We start from the raw sequence: 17,130 nt of genomic DNA on the forward strand, positions 1-17,130 counted from the left end.
ATCGATCAATACGACTTCGGCAGCCCCAGTGCCTTCTCGGCGATGAAGTTCAGGATCATCTGCGGGCTCACCGGTGCGATGCGCGGAATGTAGCTCTCGCGCAGCAAACGCTCAACGTGGTATTCCTTCGCGTAGCCCATGCCGCCCAGCGTGAGCACGGCGTTCTGGCAGGCGTCGTGTGCCGCCTCGGCCGCGAGGTACTTGGCGGCGTTGGCCTCGATGCCACAGGGCTCGTTCGCGTCGTACAGCGTGGCGGCCTTGAAGACCATCAGGTCGGCCGCCTCCAGGTTGGCCCAGGCGCGCGCGAGCGGGTGCGCCACGCCCTGGTTCTGGCCGATGGGGCGGCCGAAGACGACGCGCTCCTGCGCGTACTGCGCCGCGATGCGCAGCGCGGCGCGGCCGATGCCGATGGCTTCGGCCGCGATCAAGATGCGCTCGGGGTTCAGGCCGTGCAGGATGTACTCGAAGCCGCGCCCTTCCTCGCCGATGCGGTCTTCTTCGGGCACTTCGAGGCCGTCGATGAAGAGCATGTTGGAGTCGACTGCCGCGCGACCCAGCTTGTGGATCTCGCGCACCTCGACCTTGCTGCGGTCCAGCGCCGTGTAGAACAGCGTGAGGCCCTGCGTGGGCTTCTTCACCTGATCGATGGGCGTGGTGCGTGTGAGGATCAGCATGCGGTCGGCCACCTGCGCGGTCGAGATCCATATCTTGCGACCGTGCAGTACATAGCTGCCGTTCGGCTGGCGCACCGCCTGCGTCTTGAGGCTGGTGGTGTCGAGCCCCGCATCGGGCTCGGTCACGGCGAAGCAGGCTTTCTCGGTGCCCGCGATGAGCGGCGGCAGGAAGCGCTGGCGCTGTTCCTCCGTGCCGAACACCACCACGGGGTTGAGGCCGAAGATGTTCATGTGCACCGACGACGCGCCCGACATGCCCGCGCCCGAGGCGCTGATGGCACGCATCATCAGCGCCGCCTCGGTGATGCCCAGGCCCGCGCCGCCCTGCGCTTCGGGCATCGCGATGCCGAGCCAGCCGCTCTCGGCCACGGCGCGGTGGAACTCATGCGGGAACACGGCGCGGTCATCGTGGTCGCGCCAGTAGTCGATGGGGAAGTCTTCGCACAGGCGCTCGATGGCTGCGACGAGCGAGCGCTGGTCTTCGTTCAGGGAAAAATTCATTCGCGGTTGTCTTTCATGGGGCCCGGCTGCAGCGTGACGCCGCGCGCAAGCATGCGGTCGATGGCGTCGTCCGCGTAGCCCGCTTCGCGCAGCAGCTCGACGCTCTGCTCGCCGATGCGCGGCGCGGGCCGGCGGATGGCCGCGGGCGTGGCGCTGTAGCGGCCGACGGGCGCGAGCGTGCGGATGCGGCCTTCGGTCGGGTGGTCGAACTCGGGAAAGAAATCGACGGCGCGCAGGTGCGGGTCGTCGAGCAGGCTTTCGGTCGTGTGCAGGCGCGCGACCGGAATGTCGGCCGCTTCCAGCAGCGCCATCCATTCGTCGCTGCCGCGCGTGGCCATCACCTCGGCCACGAACGCATAGACCGCACCGATGTTCGCGGCGCGCGCCGTGTGCGTGCCGAACATCGGCGAGGCGCGCAGCTCGGGCCGGCCGATCACGTCGAAGAAGGCCTGCCAGTGCTTGTCGTTGTAGATGAGCACGCCGAGATAACCGTCGGCCGTGGCGTAGGGTTTGCGGTGCTCCGCGAGCAGGCGCGCATAGCCGGTGGGCCCGAGCGGCGGCTCGAAGCTGTGGCCGCCGAGGTGGTCGCCCATCACGAACTGCGAGAGCGCTTCGAACATCGGCACTTCCACCGCCTGGCCCTGGCCGGTGCGCTGCGCGCTGAGCACGGCAGCGAGCAGCGCGATGGCCGCCTGCAGGCCCACGGCGCGGTCGGCCAGCGTGACGGGCGCGTAGCGCGGCGCGCCGCCGCTTTGCTGCGCGAAGAGCGAGGCGACGCCGGCCGCACCCTGGATCAGGTCGTCGTACGCGGGCTTTCCGGCGTAGGGGCCTTCCTCGCCGTAGCCGAAGGCACCGAGGTAGACGATCTTCGGATTGACCGCGGCCACGGCCTCGTAGCCGAGCCCCAGCCGCGCCATCGCCTGCGGACGCGTGTTGTAGATGAGCGCATCGCAGCCCGCCGCGAGCCGGAGGCACGCCTCGCGGCCTTCGGGCTGTTTGAGGTCGAGCACGATGGAACGCTTGTTGCGGTTCAGGTGCATCGCCATCGCGCCCATGCCCGCGTGGCGCATCGGGCCGACGGCGCGCAGGTTGTCGCCCGAAGGCGGCTCGACCTTGATGACGTCGGCACCGAGGTCGCCGAGGGTCTGCGTGGCGTAGGGGCCCATCACCACGGCCGTGAGGTCGAGGATGCGGATGCCCTGAAGAGGTCCGAAGGTGTTCATGTCTTTGCTCCTTCCCCTTCCGGGGGAAGGCTGGGATGGGGGCGGGCAGAGCGCCCAATGGGTACGCCGCTTGCCCCCACCCCTGCCCTCCCCCAGCGGGGGAGGGAGAAATGCAAATGCAGGACGGCTGTCATTCCGGTTGAATGCCCGCAGCCTGAATCAGCTTCTTCCACTTCGCCAACTCCGACACGGTGAACGCCCCGAGCTCTTCCGGCGTGCTGCCGAACGCATCGAAGCCCAGCCGGCTCACACGCTCGCGAAACACCGCACCGTTCGCCATCTCCGACAGCGCCTTGTTGAGCTTCAGCACGACGTCGCGCGGCGTGCCGGCCGGCGCGAACACGCCGTTCCACGAGGTGATGTCGAAGCCCTTGAGCTCGGGCGTGTCGGCCAGCGGCGGCAGTTCGGGAAAGAGCTTGGTGCGCTCCTGCGTGGTGACTGCAATCGCGCGCATCTTGCCGGCCTTGACCGTGGCGAGGCCCGCGGCAAGGTCGACCACCATCATCGACACCTGTCCGCCGATGAGGTCGGCGATGGCCGGCGGCGTGCTCTTGTAGGGCACGTGCAGCATCGGGATGCCGCTCATGCGCGACAGCGTGGCGCCGCTCACGATGCCGGTGCTGTTGCCGCTCGCGTAGGTCAGCTTGCCGGGATGCGCGCGGCCCCAGGCCAGCAGCTCGGCGACGCTCTTCACGGGCAGGTCGTTGTTCACCACCAGCATGAACGGCAGGTTGCCCATGCGGCTCACGGGCGCGAAGTCTTTCACCGGGTCGTAGGGCAGCGACTTCATCAGGCTCGGGTTGGCCGAGTGCGTGGTGTTGGTCGTCATGAAGAGCGTGTAGCCGTCGGGCGGCGCCTTGGCCACCAGCTCGGCCGCGATCACGCCGCTGGCGCCGGCCCGGTTGTCGACGATCACCGAGCCCTTGAGCGCCTCGCCCAGCATCTGCGCGGTGATGCGCGCCACCGCGTCGGTGCCGCTGCCGGCCGCGAAGGGCACGATCAGCTTGATCGGCTGCTTCGGGTAGCCGCCGTCCTGCGCAAAGGCCCACGGGGCCGCGCCGACAAGGCCCGCCGCGGCACCGAGGGCAATGAAACGGCGGCGGCTTTCCACCGCGACTGTTTCTGTCGCGTTCTTCGTCTGCATGGTTGTGTCTCCGGGGGTTGTCGTTCAGGGCCGGATCACGCGCTCCGGCGATTCCTCGTACGGCGGGCTGTAGATCACCAGCACGCGCACCGGCTCGTCGCTCACCACCGTGAAGGTGTGCATCGCGTCGGCCGGAAAAAAGCAGCTGTCGCCGGGGTGCAGCTCCTGCCGCTGGCCGCCCACCTCGGCGACCGCGCGGCCTTCGAGCATGTAGCAGACCTGTTCGATGCCCGGGTGCGCATGCGGCAGCGCGCCCTTGCCCTTCTGGATGTGGCCCACGAGCACTTCGAGCTGCTTGGCGCCCACCGTCTCGGGGCCGATGAGCCGCTTGTTCAGCGTGCCGGTGTGGTTGGCCGGGTGGTAGCCGGTGATCTCGTCCTCGCGGACGAAGTAGCGCGCAGCAGCGGTTGCGGTGGCGGTTGCAGTCATCGGGGGTTCTCCGTCTTGGGTTCGATGGCGAGGCAGGCCGAGCGCAGCATCGCCGCGATGTCGTCGATGCGCGCTTCCATGCGGTAGCGCGGACCGGCCACCGAGATCGCATAGGCCTCGCCGCCGATGCGCAGCGGCCAAGCCAGGCCGATCAGGTCGGGAATGCTTTCGCCCAGGTTGCCGTACCAGCCGCGTGCGGCGCCGCGCTGCAGCTCGGTCTCGATGGCGTCGGCGGTGGTGAGCGTGGCGTCGGTCAGGGGCGTGAGCGTCATGCCGTCGAGCCGCTTGCGGCGCGCCTCGGGCGCGAGCGTGGAGAGCAGCGCGCGGCCCATCGAGTTGGCGTACGCGGGGCGCGTTTCGCCCGACTCGGCCGTGTAGCGGATGCGCTGCGGCGCGCTCAGCACGTCGAGGTAGACGACGTGCTCCGCATCGCGGAACTTGCCGAACACCACCGTTTCGCCCGCGGCGTCGCGCAGTTCTTCGAGCGTGGCCTTCACCCGGTCCAGCACCGGGTCGTGCGCGGCGATGACCTGCGCCATCGCCAGCAACCGGCCCGTCGGGTAGTAGCCTTGGCGGCGGCCGGTCTCGTACATGTAGCCCTGCTCTTCGAGCGTGCGGATGAGGCCGAGGCAACTGGACACGGGCATGTCGAGCAGCCGCGCCATCTCGGACAGGGCCAGCGGCTGCTTCTCCCGGGCAAAGAGCTCGACGATCTCGATCACGCGAAACGCTGTTTTCACAACCATGAAGAAATTTTCTCGTATGTGAAAAACAAAAGCGTCGGGGTTTTCCCCCGCCGGCCGCGTTTCAGCCGGTTCATCGTCGTCGGCGCAGGGGCGTCAGTAGCCCCGGACGGGATCGACGATGCCGGCGATCGGCAGGCCCTGCTCCATCGCGCGGATCTTCCCGGCGATCTGGGCGATGGACTCCTCGCGCAGCGTGCGTGCCGAGCCGTGCGGCGTCACGGTGATCTTCGGGTGGCGCCAGAAGGCGTGGTCGGCCGGCAGTGGCTCGACCTGGAACACATCGAGCGTGGCGCCCGCGAGCTGGCCGGCGTCGAGCAGCGGGATCAGGTCGTCTTCGACCAGGTGGCCGCCGCGCGCAATGCTGATGAGGTAGCCCTCGGGCTTGAGCTTGCCCAGCGTGGTGCGGTTCAGGATGCCGCGCGTGGACTCGGTCAGCGGCAGCAGGTTGACCAGCACGCGCGTGGAGGCCAGGAAGTTGTCGAACTGCGCCTCGCCGCTGAACACCTGCACGCCGTCGAGCGTTTTGGGCGAACGGCTCCAGCCGAGCACCGGAAATTCGAACTGCGCCACGGCCTTGGCCACGCGCTCGCCGAGCACGCCCAGGCCCATGATGCCGACCGGAAAGTCGCGCCGCAGCTTCGGCTTGCGGTAGCTCCACTTGCCCTCGCGCGCATCGGCCTCGTACACGTCGAACTCGCGGAAGTGGCGAATGAGCGTGTGGCACACGTACTCGGCCATCTGCACCGACATGCCCGCGTCGTCGAGCCGCACGATGCGCGTGTGCGCCGGCACCTTGAGCTTGAGCAGCGCATCGACGCCCGCGCCGATGTTGAACAGGCCGCGCAGGTCGGGCTGCTCGTCGAGAAACTGCTGCGGCGGCGCCCACACCACGCCATGGTCGGCCTGCGGCGCGCCGGGCGCCCAGGCTTCGATGGTGGCATCGGGGAGTTCAGCCTTGAGCCCGTCGATCCAGGCGTCGGGGCGGTTGTCGGTGAGGTAGACAGAAATTCGCATGGCGGCATCTTAGGGGCCCTCGGCTTGTTCCGCTGAGCGCCATCTCCTATGCTCGACCGCATTCAGCCACCAAAGAGACACCCAAATGATCAAAGTCAGCGTGATGTACCCCCACACCCCCGGCGCACGGTTCGACCACGACTATTACCGCGACCAGCACATGCCCATGCTCAAGGCCCGCATGGGCGACGCCTGCCTCTCGTACACCGTCGACAAGGGCCTGGGCGGCGGCGCACCGGGTTCGCCGCCCACCTACGTCGGCATGTGCCACGTGTTCGCCGACTCGGTCGAGTCCTTCCAGAAGGCCTTCGGCCCGCACATGAAGGAGATCATGGGCGACGTGAAGAACTACACCGACATCGCGCCGGTGATGCAGATCAGCGAAGTGGTGGTGGGCTGACGCACCACTGCGCTTCTGACCGGACGGCCCTTACGCCTTGCCCGTCCGGCGGCGGCGCCACAGCACCCGCACCAGCCATCCCACGGGCAGCACCACCAGCAGCAGCCACGGCAGCGCTGCGGCCACGAAGGTGATGAGCGCACCCACGCTTTCGGCCAGCACGTCGCCCGCGTTGCGCAGCGCGTGCGCCATCGGGCTGTAGCCGTCGCTGCTGCTCACCAGCGCGCGCTTGGGCGTGAACTGGATCTGGATGTGCTGCTTGCTGGTCTGCTGCGCCAGCACCTTGCGCTGGGTGGCGATGGCGTCGAGTTCGGCCTGCGTGTCCGACAGCGTGCGCTGGATCGCCAGCAGGTCGGCCATGGTGCGCTTGGTGACGGTGTCGCGCAGCATGACGCGCAGGCTGTCGCGGAACTCGGTGCGGTTCTTGATGCGGGCCTCGACGTCGATCACCTCGGAGGTCTTGTCCTCGCTGGTGGTGGTGTGCGAGACCACGTTCGCCACACCGGCCAGGCCGCCGAGCAGCTTGTCGACGTCGGCGGGTTCGACGCGCATTTCGAGCAGGGCGTTGCCCGGCTGCTGCGGCGTCTCGCGCAGCAGCGACGACGACAGCAGCTCGCACTTCAGCGTGCCGCACAGGTCGCGCACTTTGCCCCAGGCATCGGCCAGCTGTTCCGCCGGCACTTCGACGTTCAGGTCCTGCCGCACGGCGAGGAAGCGCTGCAGCGCGGTCTCGCCGCTGCCCTGCCGCGCCTCGTCGGACTGCGACGCGGCGATCTCGGCCTGCGGCGCGCGCGCCCTCTGTTCTTTCATGGCCATGCCGCCGCCGTAGCCCATCGGCGGTGCCGGCATGGGCGCAGAGGCCGGCGCGGCCGATTCGGGCCCGCGCGGGCGGTCGCAGCCAGCCAACGACAGCGCGGCAGCCAGGGCCAGCAAGACAGCGCCTGCGCGGTGGCGCACGGCGGCGCGAGGTGTCGACACGGAAAGGGTGCGGCGGATCATCAGGACTCCTTGAAAAGAATGACTACCACCGCTGATACGAACCAGCGGCCCGAACGGGGTTAAACCGCCGCCGCAGCCATCCGCAACAATTCGTCGCCTTCCGCCACCTGCTCGCCCGGCGAGAACATCAGTTCTTCCACGATGCCGTCGGCCGGCGCGGCGATGGTGTGCTCCATCTTCATGGCTTCCATCACGGCCAGCGGCTGACCGCGGCTGACCTTGTCGCCGGCCTTGACCGCGAAGGACACGACCTTGCCGGGCATCGGCGCCGTGAGGCGGCCGCCTTCGGCCTGGGTGTCGCCCGCGTGGGCGAGGCGGTCGATGGCCGTGAGGCGCGTGGCGCCCTTCGACGCGAACACGTGGGCGGTCGCGCCGTCCAGGTGCACGTCGAGGGTCTGGCGCGTGCCGGCGAATTCGAGCTCGAACTCACCCGTGGGAAAGCGGCCGACCGTCAGCGGGCCATTCACGCCGCCCACCTCGAGGTTCAGGCCGCCGTCGCGGCGGTAGGTCAGCAGCGCGCTGTGCTCGGCGCCGCGGAACTCGAAGTCGAAGCGGCGCTTGTACTCGCCGTGCGCGCGCCAGCCGTCGCGACGCTCGAAGGGGTCGGGCACGCCGACCGGCGCTTCGGTGACCAGCGTGCGCGTGATGGCGGCAGCGGCGGCCAGCGGCAGGCCCAGCGGCTCGCGGTCGAACAGCACGGCGCGCTCGCGCTCGATAAGCGCGGTGTCGAGGTTGGCCTTCGAGAACGACTCGGTCGCCAAAATGCCGCGCAAAAACTGCACGTTGGTCGACACGCCCACGATCTGCACCTGCGCCAGCGCGGCGTCGAGCCGGGCCAGCGCTTCGGCGCGCGTGCTGCCGTGCACGATGAGCTTGGCGATCATCGAGTCGTAGAAGGGCGAGATCTCGCCGCCCTCGCGCACGCCGTCGTCGATGCGCACGCGGCTGCGCTGGAACGCCGTGGCCTGCGGCTTGCGGTACACGCGCAGGGTGCCGGTGGCGGGCAGGAAGTTGTTGTCGGGGTTCTCGGCGCAGATGCGCGCTTCGATGGCGTGGCCGTGGATCTGCAGTTCCGATTGCTTGGCAGGCAGCGGCTCGCCCGAAGCCACGCGCAATTGCCATTCGACGAGGTCGAGGCCGGTGATCGCTTCGGTCACCGGGTGCTCCACCTGCAGGCGCGTGTTCATCTCCATGAAGAAGAAGTTCATCTCGCCGCCTTCGCGCTGCTCCACGATGAATTCCACCGTGCCAGCACCCACGTAGTTCACGGCGCGCGCAGCGGCCACCGCCGCATCGCCCATTTCCTTGCGCATCGCCTCGGTCATGCCGGGCGCGGGCGCTTCTTCGAGCACCTTCTGGTGGCGGCGCTGCACCGAGCAGTCGCGCTCGAACAGGTAGACGTAGTTGCCCTGCGTGTCGCCGAACACCTGGATCTCGATGTGGCGCGGGCGCTGCACGTACTTCTCGATCAGCACCGCGTCGTCGCCGAAGCTGTTGATGGCTTCGCGCTTGCACGAGGCCAGCGCGGCCTCGAAGTCGGCGGCCTTGTCGACCGCGCGCATGCCCTTGCCACCGCCGCCGGCGCTGGCCTTGATGAGCACCGGGTAGCCGATGCGGTCGGCCTCGCGCTGCAGCAACGCCGGGTCCTGGTCGTGGCCGTGGTAGCCGGGCACCAGCGGCACGCCGGCCTTTTCCATCAGCTGCTTCGACTCGGCCTTCAGGCCCATGGCCTTGATCGCCGAGGGCGGCGGGCCGATGAAGGCCAGGCCGGCGTCGGCGCAGGCCTGCGCGAACTCTTCGTTCTCGCTGAGGAAGCCGTAGCCCGGGTGCACGGCTTCGGCGCCCGTGGCCTTGGCGGCTTCGAGGATCTTTTCCCAGCGCAGGTAGCTGTCCTTCGGGGCGCTGCCGCCGAGGTACACCGACTCGTCGCAGGCGCGCACATGGTTGGCATGCGCGTCGGCATCGGAGTACACGGCCACGGTGCGGATCGCCATGCGACGGGCCGTTGCTGCAACACGGCAGGCGATCTCGCCACGGTTGGCGATCAGGATCTTCTTAAACATTCGGAGTGTCTCCCGGAGGATTCTTTTTCAGTTGAAAGGCGGACGTGACGCCCGGATCGGGCCGGCCACTGAAGATGCGTGCCACGCGGCTGAACAGCGCGCGCAGAAAACGCCAGCTCTTGCGGATGAGCCACACGCTGAGCACGAGCACGAAGACGAACAGCACCAGAAAGACCAGCGGATGCGCCACCGCGAGCCACAGCCCGGCCGGCACCATCGAGTCTTCGACCAGCGAGGCACCGACGTTCGAGAACGGCTCGGGCGAGGTGTTGATGGCCGCGCGCGTGGTGGCCTTGGCCGCATGCGCCGTGGCCGCAAAGCCGCCGCCCAGCAGCGCCGCCACGACGGCCATCGCGCCATGGTCGGCACCGAACACGCTGGCCGCGAGCGCCGCACCGGCGGGGATGCGGATGGCGGTGTGCACCACGTCCCAGAGCGAGTCGAGGCCCGGGATCTTGTCGGCGAAGAACTCGACGAACACCATGAAGCCGCTGACCGCGAGCACGATCGGATGCGCGAGCATCTGCAGCCCCGAAGGCAACGGCACCCAGCCGAAGTAGCCGACCAGGCCGGTCAGCAGCACGACGAGGTACAGACGCACGCCGCTGGCCCAGCCGATGGCGGCGGCCAGTGCGAGCAGTTGCGGCATGTCGAGTGCGTTCATGGCGGTCCTTGGTGGGCTGTCAGCCGGCGAGCCAGGACGGCTTGCGCTTCTGCAGGAAGGCCTGCACGCCCTCACGGCCTTCGTCGCTCGAACGGATGTCGGCGATGCCTTCGACGGTCTTGGCGATGAGTGCGCTGTCGATCTCGCGGCCGGCCACGTCGGCGATCAGCTGCTTGCAGGCGCGCACGGCGGCGGGGCTGGCGCCGGTGAGCGCCTTCAGCAGCTCGTCGACCTTGGCGTCGAGCGCGTCGGCGGCCACCACTTCATGCACGAAGCCGATGCGGTGCGCCTCGGCGGCGGTGAAGCGCTCGGCCGTGAGGAAGTAGCGCTGCGACGCGCGCGGGCCCATGGCGCGCAGCACGTACGGGCTGATGGTCGCGGGCACGAGGCCGATCTTCACTTCGCTGAGGCAGTACCAGGCGGTGTCGACGCTCACGGCCATGTCGCACGCGGCCACGAGCCCCATGCCGCCCGCGTACACGTCGCCCTGCACGCGCGCGATGGTGGGCTTGGGGCACTCGGCGATGGTGCGCAGCATGTCGGCCAGCTTGCCCGCGTCGGCGAGGTTCTCGTCCCGCGTGTAGTCGGCCATGCGGCGCATCCAGTTGAGGTTGGCGCCCGCGCAGAAGGCCGGGCCGTTCGCGCCGAGCACGACGGCCTTGACCTGCGGCGCAGCGCCGGCTTCGAGAAAAGCCTGCGTCAGCTCGGCGATCACGACGTCGTCGAAGGCGTTGCGTGCGTCGGGCTGGTCGAGCCAGATGCGTGCGACCGCGCCGTCGATGGCGAGGTTCAGCTTGGTGAAGGTGCTGCTCATGCGGTGCCCCTCGTCACATGCGGAAGATGCCGAACTTCGGCTCTGGAATGGGCGCGTTGCGCGACGCCGCCAGGCCCAGTGCGAGCACGCGGCGCGTGTCGGCCGGGTCGATGATGCCGTCGTCCCACAGGCGCGCGGTGGCGTAGTAGGGGTGGCCCTGGTCTTCGTACTGCTGGCGGATCGGCGCCTTGAAGGCTTCTTCTTCGTCCGCGCTCCAGCTGCCGCCCTTCAGTTCGATGCCATCGCGCTTCACGGTGGCCAGCACGCTCGCGGCCTGCTCGCCGCCCATCACGCTGATGCGTGCGTTGGGCCACATCCAGAGGAAGCGCGGGCTGTATGCGCGGCCGCACATGCCGTAGTTGCCGGCGCCGAAGCTGCCGCCGATGATGATGGTGAACTTGGGCACGTTGGCGGTGGCCACGGCCGTCACCATCTTGGCGCCGTGGCGCGCGATGCCTTCGTTCTCGTACTTGCGGCCCACCATGAAGCCGGTGATGTTCTGCAAAAACACCAGCGGAATCTTGCGCTGGCAGCACAGCTCGATGAAGTGCGCCCCCTTCTGCGCCGACTCGCTGAACAGGATGCCGTTGTTGGCGATGATGCCGACCGGCATGCCTTCGATCTCGGCAAAGCCGCAGACCAGCGTGGCGCCGAAGCGGGCCTTGAACTCGTGGAACTCGCTGCCGTCGACGATGCGCGCAATGATCTCGCGCACGTCGAAGGGCTTGCGCGTGTCGGTGGGGATCACGCCGTACAACTCCTCGCGCGGGAACTCGGGCGCGCGCACCGCAGCGCCGTCCGGCTTCTCAGCCGACTTCGCGTTGAGGTTGGCGACCGCCGAGCGTGCCAGCGCCAGCGCGTGCAGGTCGTTCTGCGCCAGGTGATCGACCACGCCCGACAGGCGCGTATGCACGTCGCCGCCGCCCAGGTCTTCGGCCGACACGACCTCGCCGGTGGCCGCCTTCACGAGCGGCGGGCCGCCCAGGAAGATGGTGCCCTGGTTCTTCACGATGATCGATTCGTCGCTCATCGCCGGCACGTACGCGCCGCCGGCCGTGCACGAGCCCATGACCACCGCGATCTGCGGAATGCCCTGGGCGCTCATGTTGGCCTGGTTGTAGAAGATGCGGCCGAAGTGGTCGCGGTCCGGAAACACCTCGTCCTGGTTCGGCAGGTTGGCACCGCCCGAGTCCACCAGGTAGATGCAGGGCAGGCGGTTCTGCTCGGCGATCTCCTGCGCGCGCAGGTGCTTCTTGACGGTCAGCGGGTAGTAGGTGCCGCCCTTCACGGTCGCGTCGTTGCACACGATCATGCAGTCGACGCCGTTCACGCGGCCGATGCCGGTGATGATGCCGGCACCCGGTGCCGACTCGGCCCCCTTGCCGTCGAGGTACATCGCGTGCGCGGCCAGCGGCGCGATTTCGAGGAAGGGCGTGCCCGGGTCGAGCAGTTCGGCCACGCGGTCGCGCGGCAGCAGCTTGCCGCGCGCCGTGTGCTTGGCACGCGCGGCCTCGCCGCCGCCCTGCTCCACTTTGGCGAACTGCTTTTGCAGGTCATCGACCAGCGCGCGCATGGCCGCGGCATTCGCTTGGAAGTCTGCGGACCGGGCGTTGAGTTTGGTTTCGAGTTTGCTCATGCTGTCTTTTCTTGCGTGAGACCGAGTTGCTCGGTCATGGCATCGCGGATCTTGAATTTCTGGATCTTGCCGGTCACCGTCATCGGGAACTCGGAGACGAACTGGATGTACTTCGGCACCTTGTAGTGCGCGATCTGGCCCTTGCAGAAATCGCGGATCTCGGTGTCGGTAGCGCTTTGGCCGGGCTTGACGATGATCCAGGCGCACAGCTCTTCGCCGTACTTCCTGTCGGGCAGGCCGACCACCTGCACGTCCTGCACCTTGGGGTGGCGGTACAGGAATTCTTCGATCTCGCGCGGGTAGATGTTCTCGCCGCCGCGGATCACCAGGTCCTTGATGCGGCCGACGATGTTCACGTAGCCCTCGGCGTCCATCGTGGCGAGGTCGCCGGTGTGCATCCAGCGCTCGGCGTCGATGGCTTCGCGCGTTCGGGGTTCGTCTTCCCAGTAGCCGTGCATCACCGAGTAGCCGCGCGTGCAGAGCTCGCCCGACTTGCCGATGGGCATGACCGCGCCGGTCTCGGGGTCGATGATCTTCACTTCGAGGTGCGGCTGCACCGTGCCCACGGTCGACACGCGCTTGTCCAGCGGCGTGTCGGTGCTGCTCTGGCAGCTCACGGGGCTGGTCTCGGTCATGCCGTAGGCGATGGTGATCTCGTTCAGATGCATCTGGTCGACCACACGCTTCATCACCTCGGTCGGGCACGGCGAGCCGGCCATGATGCCGGTGCGCAAGGTCGACAGATCGAACTCCTTGAAGCGCGGATGGTCCAGCTCGGCAATGAACATCGTGGGCACGCCGTGCAGGCCCGTGCATTTTTCGGCCTGCACCGTTTCGAGCACCGTGAGCGGGTCGAACCCGTCGTTCGGGTACACGATGGCCGAGCCGTGCGTCAGACACGCCAGGTTGCCCAGCACCATGCCGAAGCAGTGGTACAGCGGCACCGGAATGCACAGGCGGTCGGCCGGCGTGAGCTTCATGCACTCGCCGATGAAGAAGCCGTTGTTCAGGATGTTGCGGTGCGTGAGCGTCGCGCCCTTGGGAAAGCCCGTGGTGCCGCTGGTGAACTGGATGTTGATCGGGTCGGTGGCCTTCAGCGTCTGCTGCGTGGCGGCCACGCGCGCATCGGCCGCATCGCCGCTGGCCAGCAGCTCGCTGAAGCGGCGCATGCCGGGCTGCTCGTCGCCCTGGCCGGGCTTGGCGTCGATCCAGAAGGTGTGCAGCAGCTGCGGCAGCTTCGCCGGGCCCAGCTCGCGCAGCATGCCCAGGTAGTCGCTGGTCTTGAACTGCGCCATCGTCACCAGCGCCTTGCAGCCGACCTTGTTGAGCGCGTACTCGAGCTCCGAGGTGCGGTAGGCGGGATTGATGTTCACGAGGATCAGGCCGACCTTGGCGGTCGCGATCTGCATCAGCACCCACGGCACGTTGTTGTGCGACCAGATGCCCACGCGGTCGCCGGGCACGAGCCCCAGGTTCAGCAGCGCGCTCGCGAGGCGGTTCGATGCGGTCTGCAGCTCGCGGTACGTGAAGCGCTGGCCTTCATGGCGGCTGACGAGGGCTTCGCGGTCGGGCTGCCTGGCGACCATGTCGTCGAAGAAGTCGCCGATGGGGTGTTCGATGAGGGGGACGTCGGTGGCGCCTTGGGCCAGGCTTTGCGTCAATGGCATCGTCTTGTCTCCTGTCTTGCTCCCTCTCCCCTGGGGGAGAGGGTTGGGGTGAGGGTGTGCGGCGCTGAATGAAGCACCGTGTTCGACTCGATCGCTGCTGCCCTCACCCCCGCCCTCTCCCCCAGGGGAGAGGGAGCAAGAGGGGGCAGCGGATTCATCCTTATGCCGTTTCGCTGAACAGCTCGCGGCCGATCAGCATGCGGCGCACTTCGCTCGTGCCCGCGCCGATCTCGTACAGCTTGGCGTCGCGCCACAGCCGTTCGACCGGGAAGTCCTTGGTGTAGCCCACGCCGCCCAGCGTCTGGACCGCCTCGCCGGCCATCCAGGTTGCCTTTTCGGCCGAGTACAGGATGGCGCCGGCCGCGTCCTTGCGGAAGGTGCGCGCATGGTCGTTGCGGTCGCAGGCCTTGCCCACGGCGTACACGTAGGCGCGGGTGGCCTGCCAGGTCGAGTACATGTCGGCGATCTTGCCCTGCATCAGCTGGAACTCGCCGATGCTCTGGCCGAACTGCTGGCGCTCGTGGATGTACGGAATCACGGCGTCCATGCAGGCGGCCATGATGCCCAGCGGGCCGCCCGAGAGCACGGCGCGCTCGTAGTCGAGGCCGCTCATCAGCACCTTGGCGCCCATGCCTTCGCCGCCGAGCACGTTCTCTTCGGGCACTTCGCAGTTGTCGAAGAACAGCGGGTACGTGTTGGAGCCGCGCATGCCGAGCTTGTCGAGCTTGGTGCCGGCCGAGAAGCCCTTGAAGTTCTTTTCGACGATGAAGGCCGTCATGCCGCGCGCGCCCATTTCGGGTTCGGTCTTGGCGTAGATGACCAGCGTGTCGGCGTCGCCGCCATTGGTGATCCACATCTTGCCGCCGTTGAGCACGTAATAGCCGTCCTTCTTCTCGGCCTTGAGCTTCATGCTCACCACATCGGAGCCGGCGTTGGGCTCGCTCATGGCCAGCGCGCCGACGTGCTCGCCGCTCACCAGCTTGGGCAGGTACTTCTTCTTCTGCGCGTCGCTGCCGTTGCGGTGGATCTGGTTCACGCACAGGTTGGAGTGCGCGCCGTACGACAGGCCCACCGAGGCCGAGGCGCGCGAGACTTCTTCCATGGCCACGATGTGGGCCAGGTAGCCCAGCTCGGTGCCGCCGAATTCTTCCTTCACCGTCATGCCGTGCAGGCCCAGCTCGCCGAGCTTTTGCCACAGGTCGTGCGGGAACAGGTTGTCGCGGTCGATCTCGGCGGCGCGGGGCGCAATTTCGTGGGCGGCGAAGTCCTGGATCGCGCTGCGCAGCGCGTCGATGTCGTCGCCCAGGTCGAAGTTGAGGCCGAAATCGTGCATGAGTCTTGTCTCCTCTGAAGGGGTCGGCGCGCAGGGCTGCCCGCGCGGAATGGCGCTTGAAAGGTCGCAGCTTACGCCTCGTCGCGCCGCAATTGGCGCCACAATGGTTGCAAATTGCGCCACGACCGATGCACTCAACCTTGTCGTCTCCCGCCTTCCTGCGACCCGCCCGCGCCGTCACGCCGATGGCGTTCGTGCGAGCCATCGTGCAAGGGTATGCCCGCTACGGCAAGGACCCGGCGCAGGCCCTGCAGGCGGCACAGATCGCGCCGCGCGAACTGGCCCGCCCCGGCGCGCGGGTGACGGCCGCGCAGTTCGAGGCGCTGTCGGGCCACGCGATGCAGGAACTGGACGACGAGGCCCTGGGCTGGTTCTCGCGCCGCCTGCCCTGGGGCAGCTACGGCATGCTGTGCCGCGCCTCGCTCACCTCGCCCGACCTGGGCGTGGCCATCAAGCGCTGGTGCCGCCACCACCGCCTGCTGACCGAGGACATCACGCTCGCGCTGGAGGTGACCGGCGGCGTGGCCACGCTGCGCATCACCGAGAACCGCCCGCTCGATCCGGCGTTCCGCGAGTTCTGCCTGGTGACCAGCCTGCGCTTCATGCACGGCTACGTGTGCTGGGCCATCGACTCGCGCATCTCGCTGCGCCAGGCCACCTTTCCTTTTGCGGCGCCGCCGCACCACGACGCCTACCCGCTGATGTTCACGCCCGACGTGCACTTCGACGCGCCGCAGGCCAGCATCAGCTTCGACGAGCGCTACCTCGCGCTGCCACTGCTGCGCGACGAACGCGCGCTGCGCACCATGCTCAAGCGCGCCCTGCCGCTCACGGTGCTGCAGTACCGCCGCGACCGCCTGCTGGGCCAGCGCGTGCGCGAACTGCTGCGCGCGCGCGCCGGCGAGGCGACCACGGCCGAGGCGCTGGCGGGGCTGCTGAACGTGTCGGGACGCACGCTGCACCGGCAGCTGCATGAAGAGGGAACCTCGCTGCAGGTGCTGAAGAACGAGGTGCGGCACGAGCTGGCGGTGGAGCAACTGCGCCGGACCACGCGGCCGATCAAGCAGGTGGCGCTGGCGGTGGGCTTCCGCAACGAGAAGAGTTTTTCGCGCGCGTTCCTGCAGTGGACGGGGCACGCGCCGCGGGATTTTCGGCAGCTGGGGTTGTAGCGGGTTTGTTTCGGGGCACGTGCACAGGCCACCGGGTACTTCCCTCCGCGAATGTCCCCCGGGCTTCGCCCTCCTCCTTGATTTCGCTGCGGGAAGCACCCAGTGCCCTGAGCACATGGGCGCGCTGCTGGTGTGCGGCCGATCAACGACTGCCCCGCCCAACGTTCACGTCGATGGGGTGCCTTGCGCAGCGAAATTAAGGAGGAGGGGCGAAGCCCCGGGGGACATTCGCGGAGCAAGGCTCCCCGTCGGCGGGAGCGTCGCCCTGAACAACGAAACTCAGGCCGGCGAATCGATCAACGCCAGTGCATCGGCGATCGACTGGCTGTCTTCCGGACGCACCAGCTTCGCGACCTGTTGCCCGTCGCGCATGAACACCAGCGTGGGCCACAGCCGCACGTTGAACGAACGCCCCAGCGGGCGGCCGCTGCCGTCTTCCACCTTGATGCGGCGCACGTTCGGGTACTTGGCAAAGGCCTCGGCAATGTTCGGTTGCGCGGCCTTGCAGATGCCGCACCAGTTGGTGCCGAACTCCACCACGGCCGGGCCCTGGAGCGCGTCGATCTCGCTGCGGTCGGGTTGCTCGGTCTGGTATTCGGAGGTCATGGGCGGAGTCCTTGCGAAACGTGAGAAAGCGTGAAGAGGAATGCGTGT

At 68.1% G+C, this 17,130-nt stretch carries 16 protein-coding genes; 2 read left to right on the forward strand and 14 right to left on the reverse strand.

Translation table 11 applies throughout. The features are described 5' to 3' along the window. Positions 1-5: 5 nt before the first annotated feature. The 6 genes from CLU95_RS11460 to CLU95_RS11485 all read right to left on the reverse strand — a co-directional run bounded on the left by CLU95_RS11460 (position 6) and on the right by CLU95_RS11485 (position 5,731). Positions 6-1,175: an acyl-CoA dehydrogenase family protein gene (locus CLU95_RS11460; RefSeq protein ID WP_099793184.1), complete on the reverse strand. Its 1,170-nt coding sequence runs from the start codon at positions 1,173-1,175 to the stop codon at positions 6-8. Continuing rightward, complete coding sequence (locus CLU95_RS11465; RefSeq protein ID WP_099793186.1) at positions 1,172-2,398, reverse strand: CaiB/BaiF CoA transferase family protein; 1,227 nt, start codon at positions 2,396-2,398, stop codon at positions 1,172-1,174. The genes CLU95_RS11460 and CLU95_RS11465 overlap by 4 nt, the downstream gene beginning before the upstream one ends. A 130-nt stretch (positions 2,399-2,528) precedes the next feature. Continuing rightward, a complete protein-coding gene (locus CLU95_RS11470; protein ID WP_099793188.1) occupies positions 2,529-3,542 on the reverse strand; it encodes a Bug family tripartite tricarboxylate transporter substrate binding protein in 1,014 nt (337 codons plus the stop codon). A 24-nt stretch (positions 3,543-3,566) separates the two neighbouring features. Then, positions 3,567-3,971 (reverse strand): cupin domain-containing protein, encoded by a 405-nt coding sequence (locus CLU95_RS11475; RefSeq protein ID WP_099793190.1) that lies wholly within the window; start codon positions 3,969-3,971, stop codon positions 3,567-3,569. Continuing rightward, positions 3,968-4,717: an IclR family transcriptional regulator gene (locus CLU95_RS11480; protein WP_099793192.1), complete on the reverse strand. Its 750-nt coding sequence runs from the start codon at positions 4,715-4,717 to the stop codon at positions 3,968-3,970. Before CLU95_RS11480 ends, CLU95_RS11475 begins: the two co-directional genes overlap by 4 nt. A gap of 93 nt (positions 4,718-4,810) precedes the next feature. Continuing rightward, the gene (locus tag CLU95_RS11485; RefSeq protein WP_099793194.1) at positions 4,811-5,731 is read right to left on the reverse strand and encodes a 2-hydroxyacid dehydrogenase; all 921 of its coding nucleotides are present in this window, start codon (positions 5,729-5,731) and stop codon (positions 4,811-4,813) included. Positions 5,732-5,816: 85 nt separating this feature from the next. On the opposite strand from CLU95_RS11485, the gene CLU95_RS11490 reads away from it, so the two are divergent. Continuing rightward, the gene (locus CLU95_RS11490; RefSeq protein ID WP_099793196.1) at positions 5,817-6,131 is read left to right on the forward strand and encodes an EthD family reductase; all 315 of its coding nucleotides are present in this window, start codon (positions 5,817-5,819) and stop codon (positions 6,129-6,131) included. A 30-nt stretch (positions 6,132-6,161) separates the two neighbouring features. Here the strand turns inward: CLU95_RS11490 and CLU95_RS11495 are convergent, their stop codons facing one another. From CLU95_RS11495 to CLU95_RS11525, 7 genes are all read right to left on the reverse strand, one after another. After that, the gene (locus tag CLU95_RS11495; RefSeq protein ID WP_099793198.1) at positions 6,162-7,130 is read right to left on the reverse strand and encodes a DUF4349 domain-containing protein; all 969 of its coding nucleotides are present in this window, start codon (positions 7,128-7,130) and stop codon (positions 6,162-6,164) included. Between the two features lie 59 nt (positions 7,131-7,189). Beyond that, the gene (locus tag CLU95_RS11500; protein ID WP_099793200.1) at positions 7,190-9,193 is read right to left on the reverse strand and encodes an acetyl-CoA carboxylase biotin carboxylase subunit; all 2,004 of its coding nucleotides are present in this window, start codon (positions 9,191-9,193) and stop codon (positions 7,190-7,192) included. After that, complete coding sequence (locus CLU95_RS11505; RefSeq protein WP_062478695.1) at positions 9,186-9,857, reverse strand: DUF4126 domain-containing protein; 672 nt, start codon at positions 9,855-9,857, stop codon at positions 9,186-9,188. Before CLU95_RS11505 ends, CLU95_RS11500 begins: the two co-directional genes overlap by 8 nt. A gap of 19 nt (positions 9,858-9,876) precedes the next feature. Continuing rightward, positions 9,877-10,671 (reverse strand): enoyl-CoA hydratase/isomerase family protein, encoded by a 795-nt coding sequence (locus CLU95_RS11510; RefSeq protein ID WP_099793201.1) that lies wholly within the window; start codon positions 10,669-10,671, stop codon positions 9,877-9,879. Between the two features lie 13 nt (positions 10,672-10,684). After that, on the reverse strand, positions 10,685-12,307 hold the full coding sequence (locus tag CLU95_RS11515; RefSeq protein WP_099793203.1) for a carboxyl transferase domain-containing protein: 1,623 nt from the start codon (positions 12,305-12,307) through the stop codon (positions 10,685-10,687). Continuing rightward, complete coding sequence (locus CLU95_RS11520; RefSeq protein WP_099793205.1) at positions 12,304-13,974, reverse strand: AMP-binding protein; 1,671 nt, start codon at positions 13,972-13,974, stop codon at positions 12,304-12,306. The genes CLU95_RS11515 and CLU95_RS11520 overlap by 4 nt, the downstream gene beginning before the upstream one ends. Positions 13,975-14,134: 160 nt before the next feature. Then, on the reverse strand, positions 14,135-15,307 hold the full coding sequence (locus tag CLU95_RS11525) for an isovaleryl-CoA dehydrogenase (protein WP_099793207.1): 1,173 nt from the start codon (positions 15,305-15,307) through the stop codon (positions 14,135-14,137). Between the two features lie 140 nt (positions 15,308-15,447). Between CLU95_RS11525 and CLU95_RS11530 the strand changes: the two genes are divergently transcribed. Beyond that, positions 15,448-16,476, forward strand: a complete 1,029-nt coding sequence (locus CLU95_RS11530; RefSeq protein ID WP_099793209.1) for an AraC family transcriptional regulator — start codon at positions 15,448-15,450, stop codon at positions 16,474-16,476. 279 nt (positions 16,477-16,755) lie between these two features. Here the strand turns inward: CLU95_RS11530 and CLU95_RS11535 are convergent, their stop codons facing one another. After that, positions 16,756-17,082 carry a thioredoxin family protein gene (locus CLU95_RS11535; protein ID WP_095746926.1) on the reverse strand — a complete coding sequence of 109 codons (327 nt, stop codon included), beginning with the start codon at positions 17,080-17,082 and terminating at the stop codon, positions 16,756-16,758. Between the last annotated feature and the right edge of the window lie 48 nt (positions 17,083-17,130).

The organism is Variovorax sp. 54 (assembly GCF_002754375.1).
Taxonomy (GTDB): domain Bacteria; phylum Pseudomonadota; class Gammaproteobacteria; order Burkholderiales; family Burkholderiaceae_C; genus Variovorax.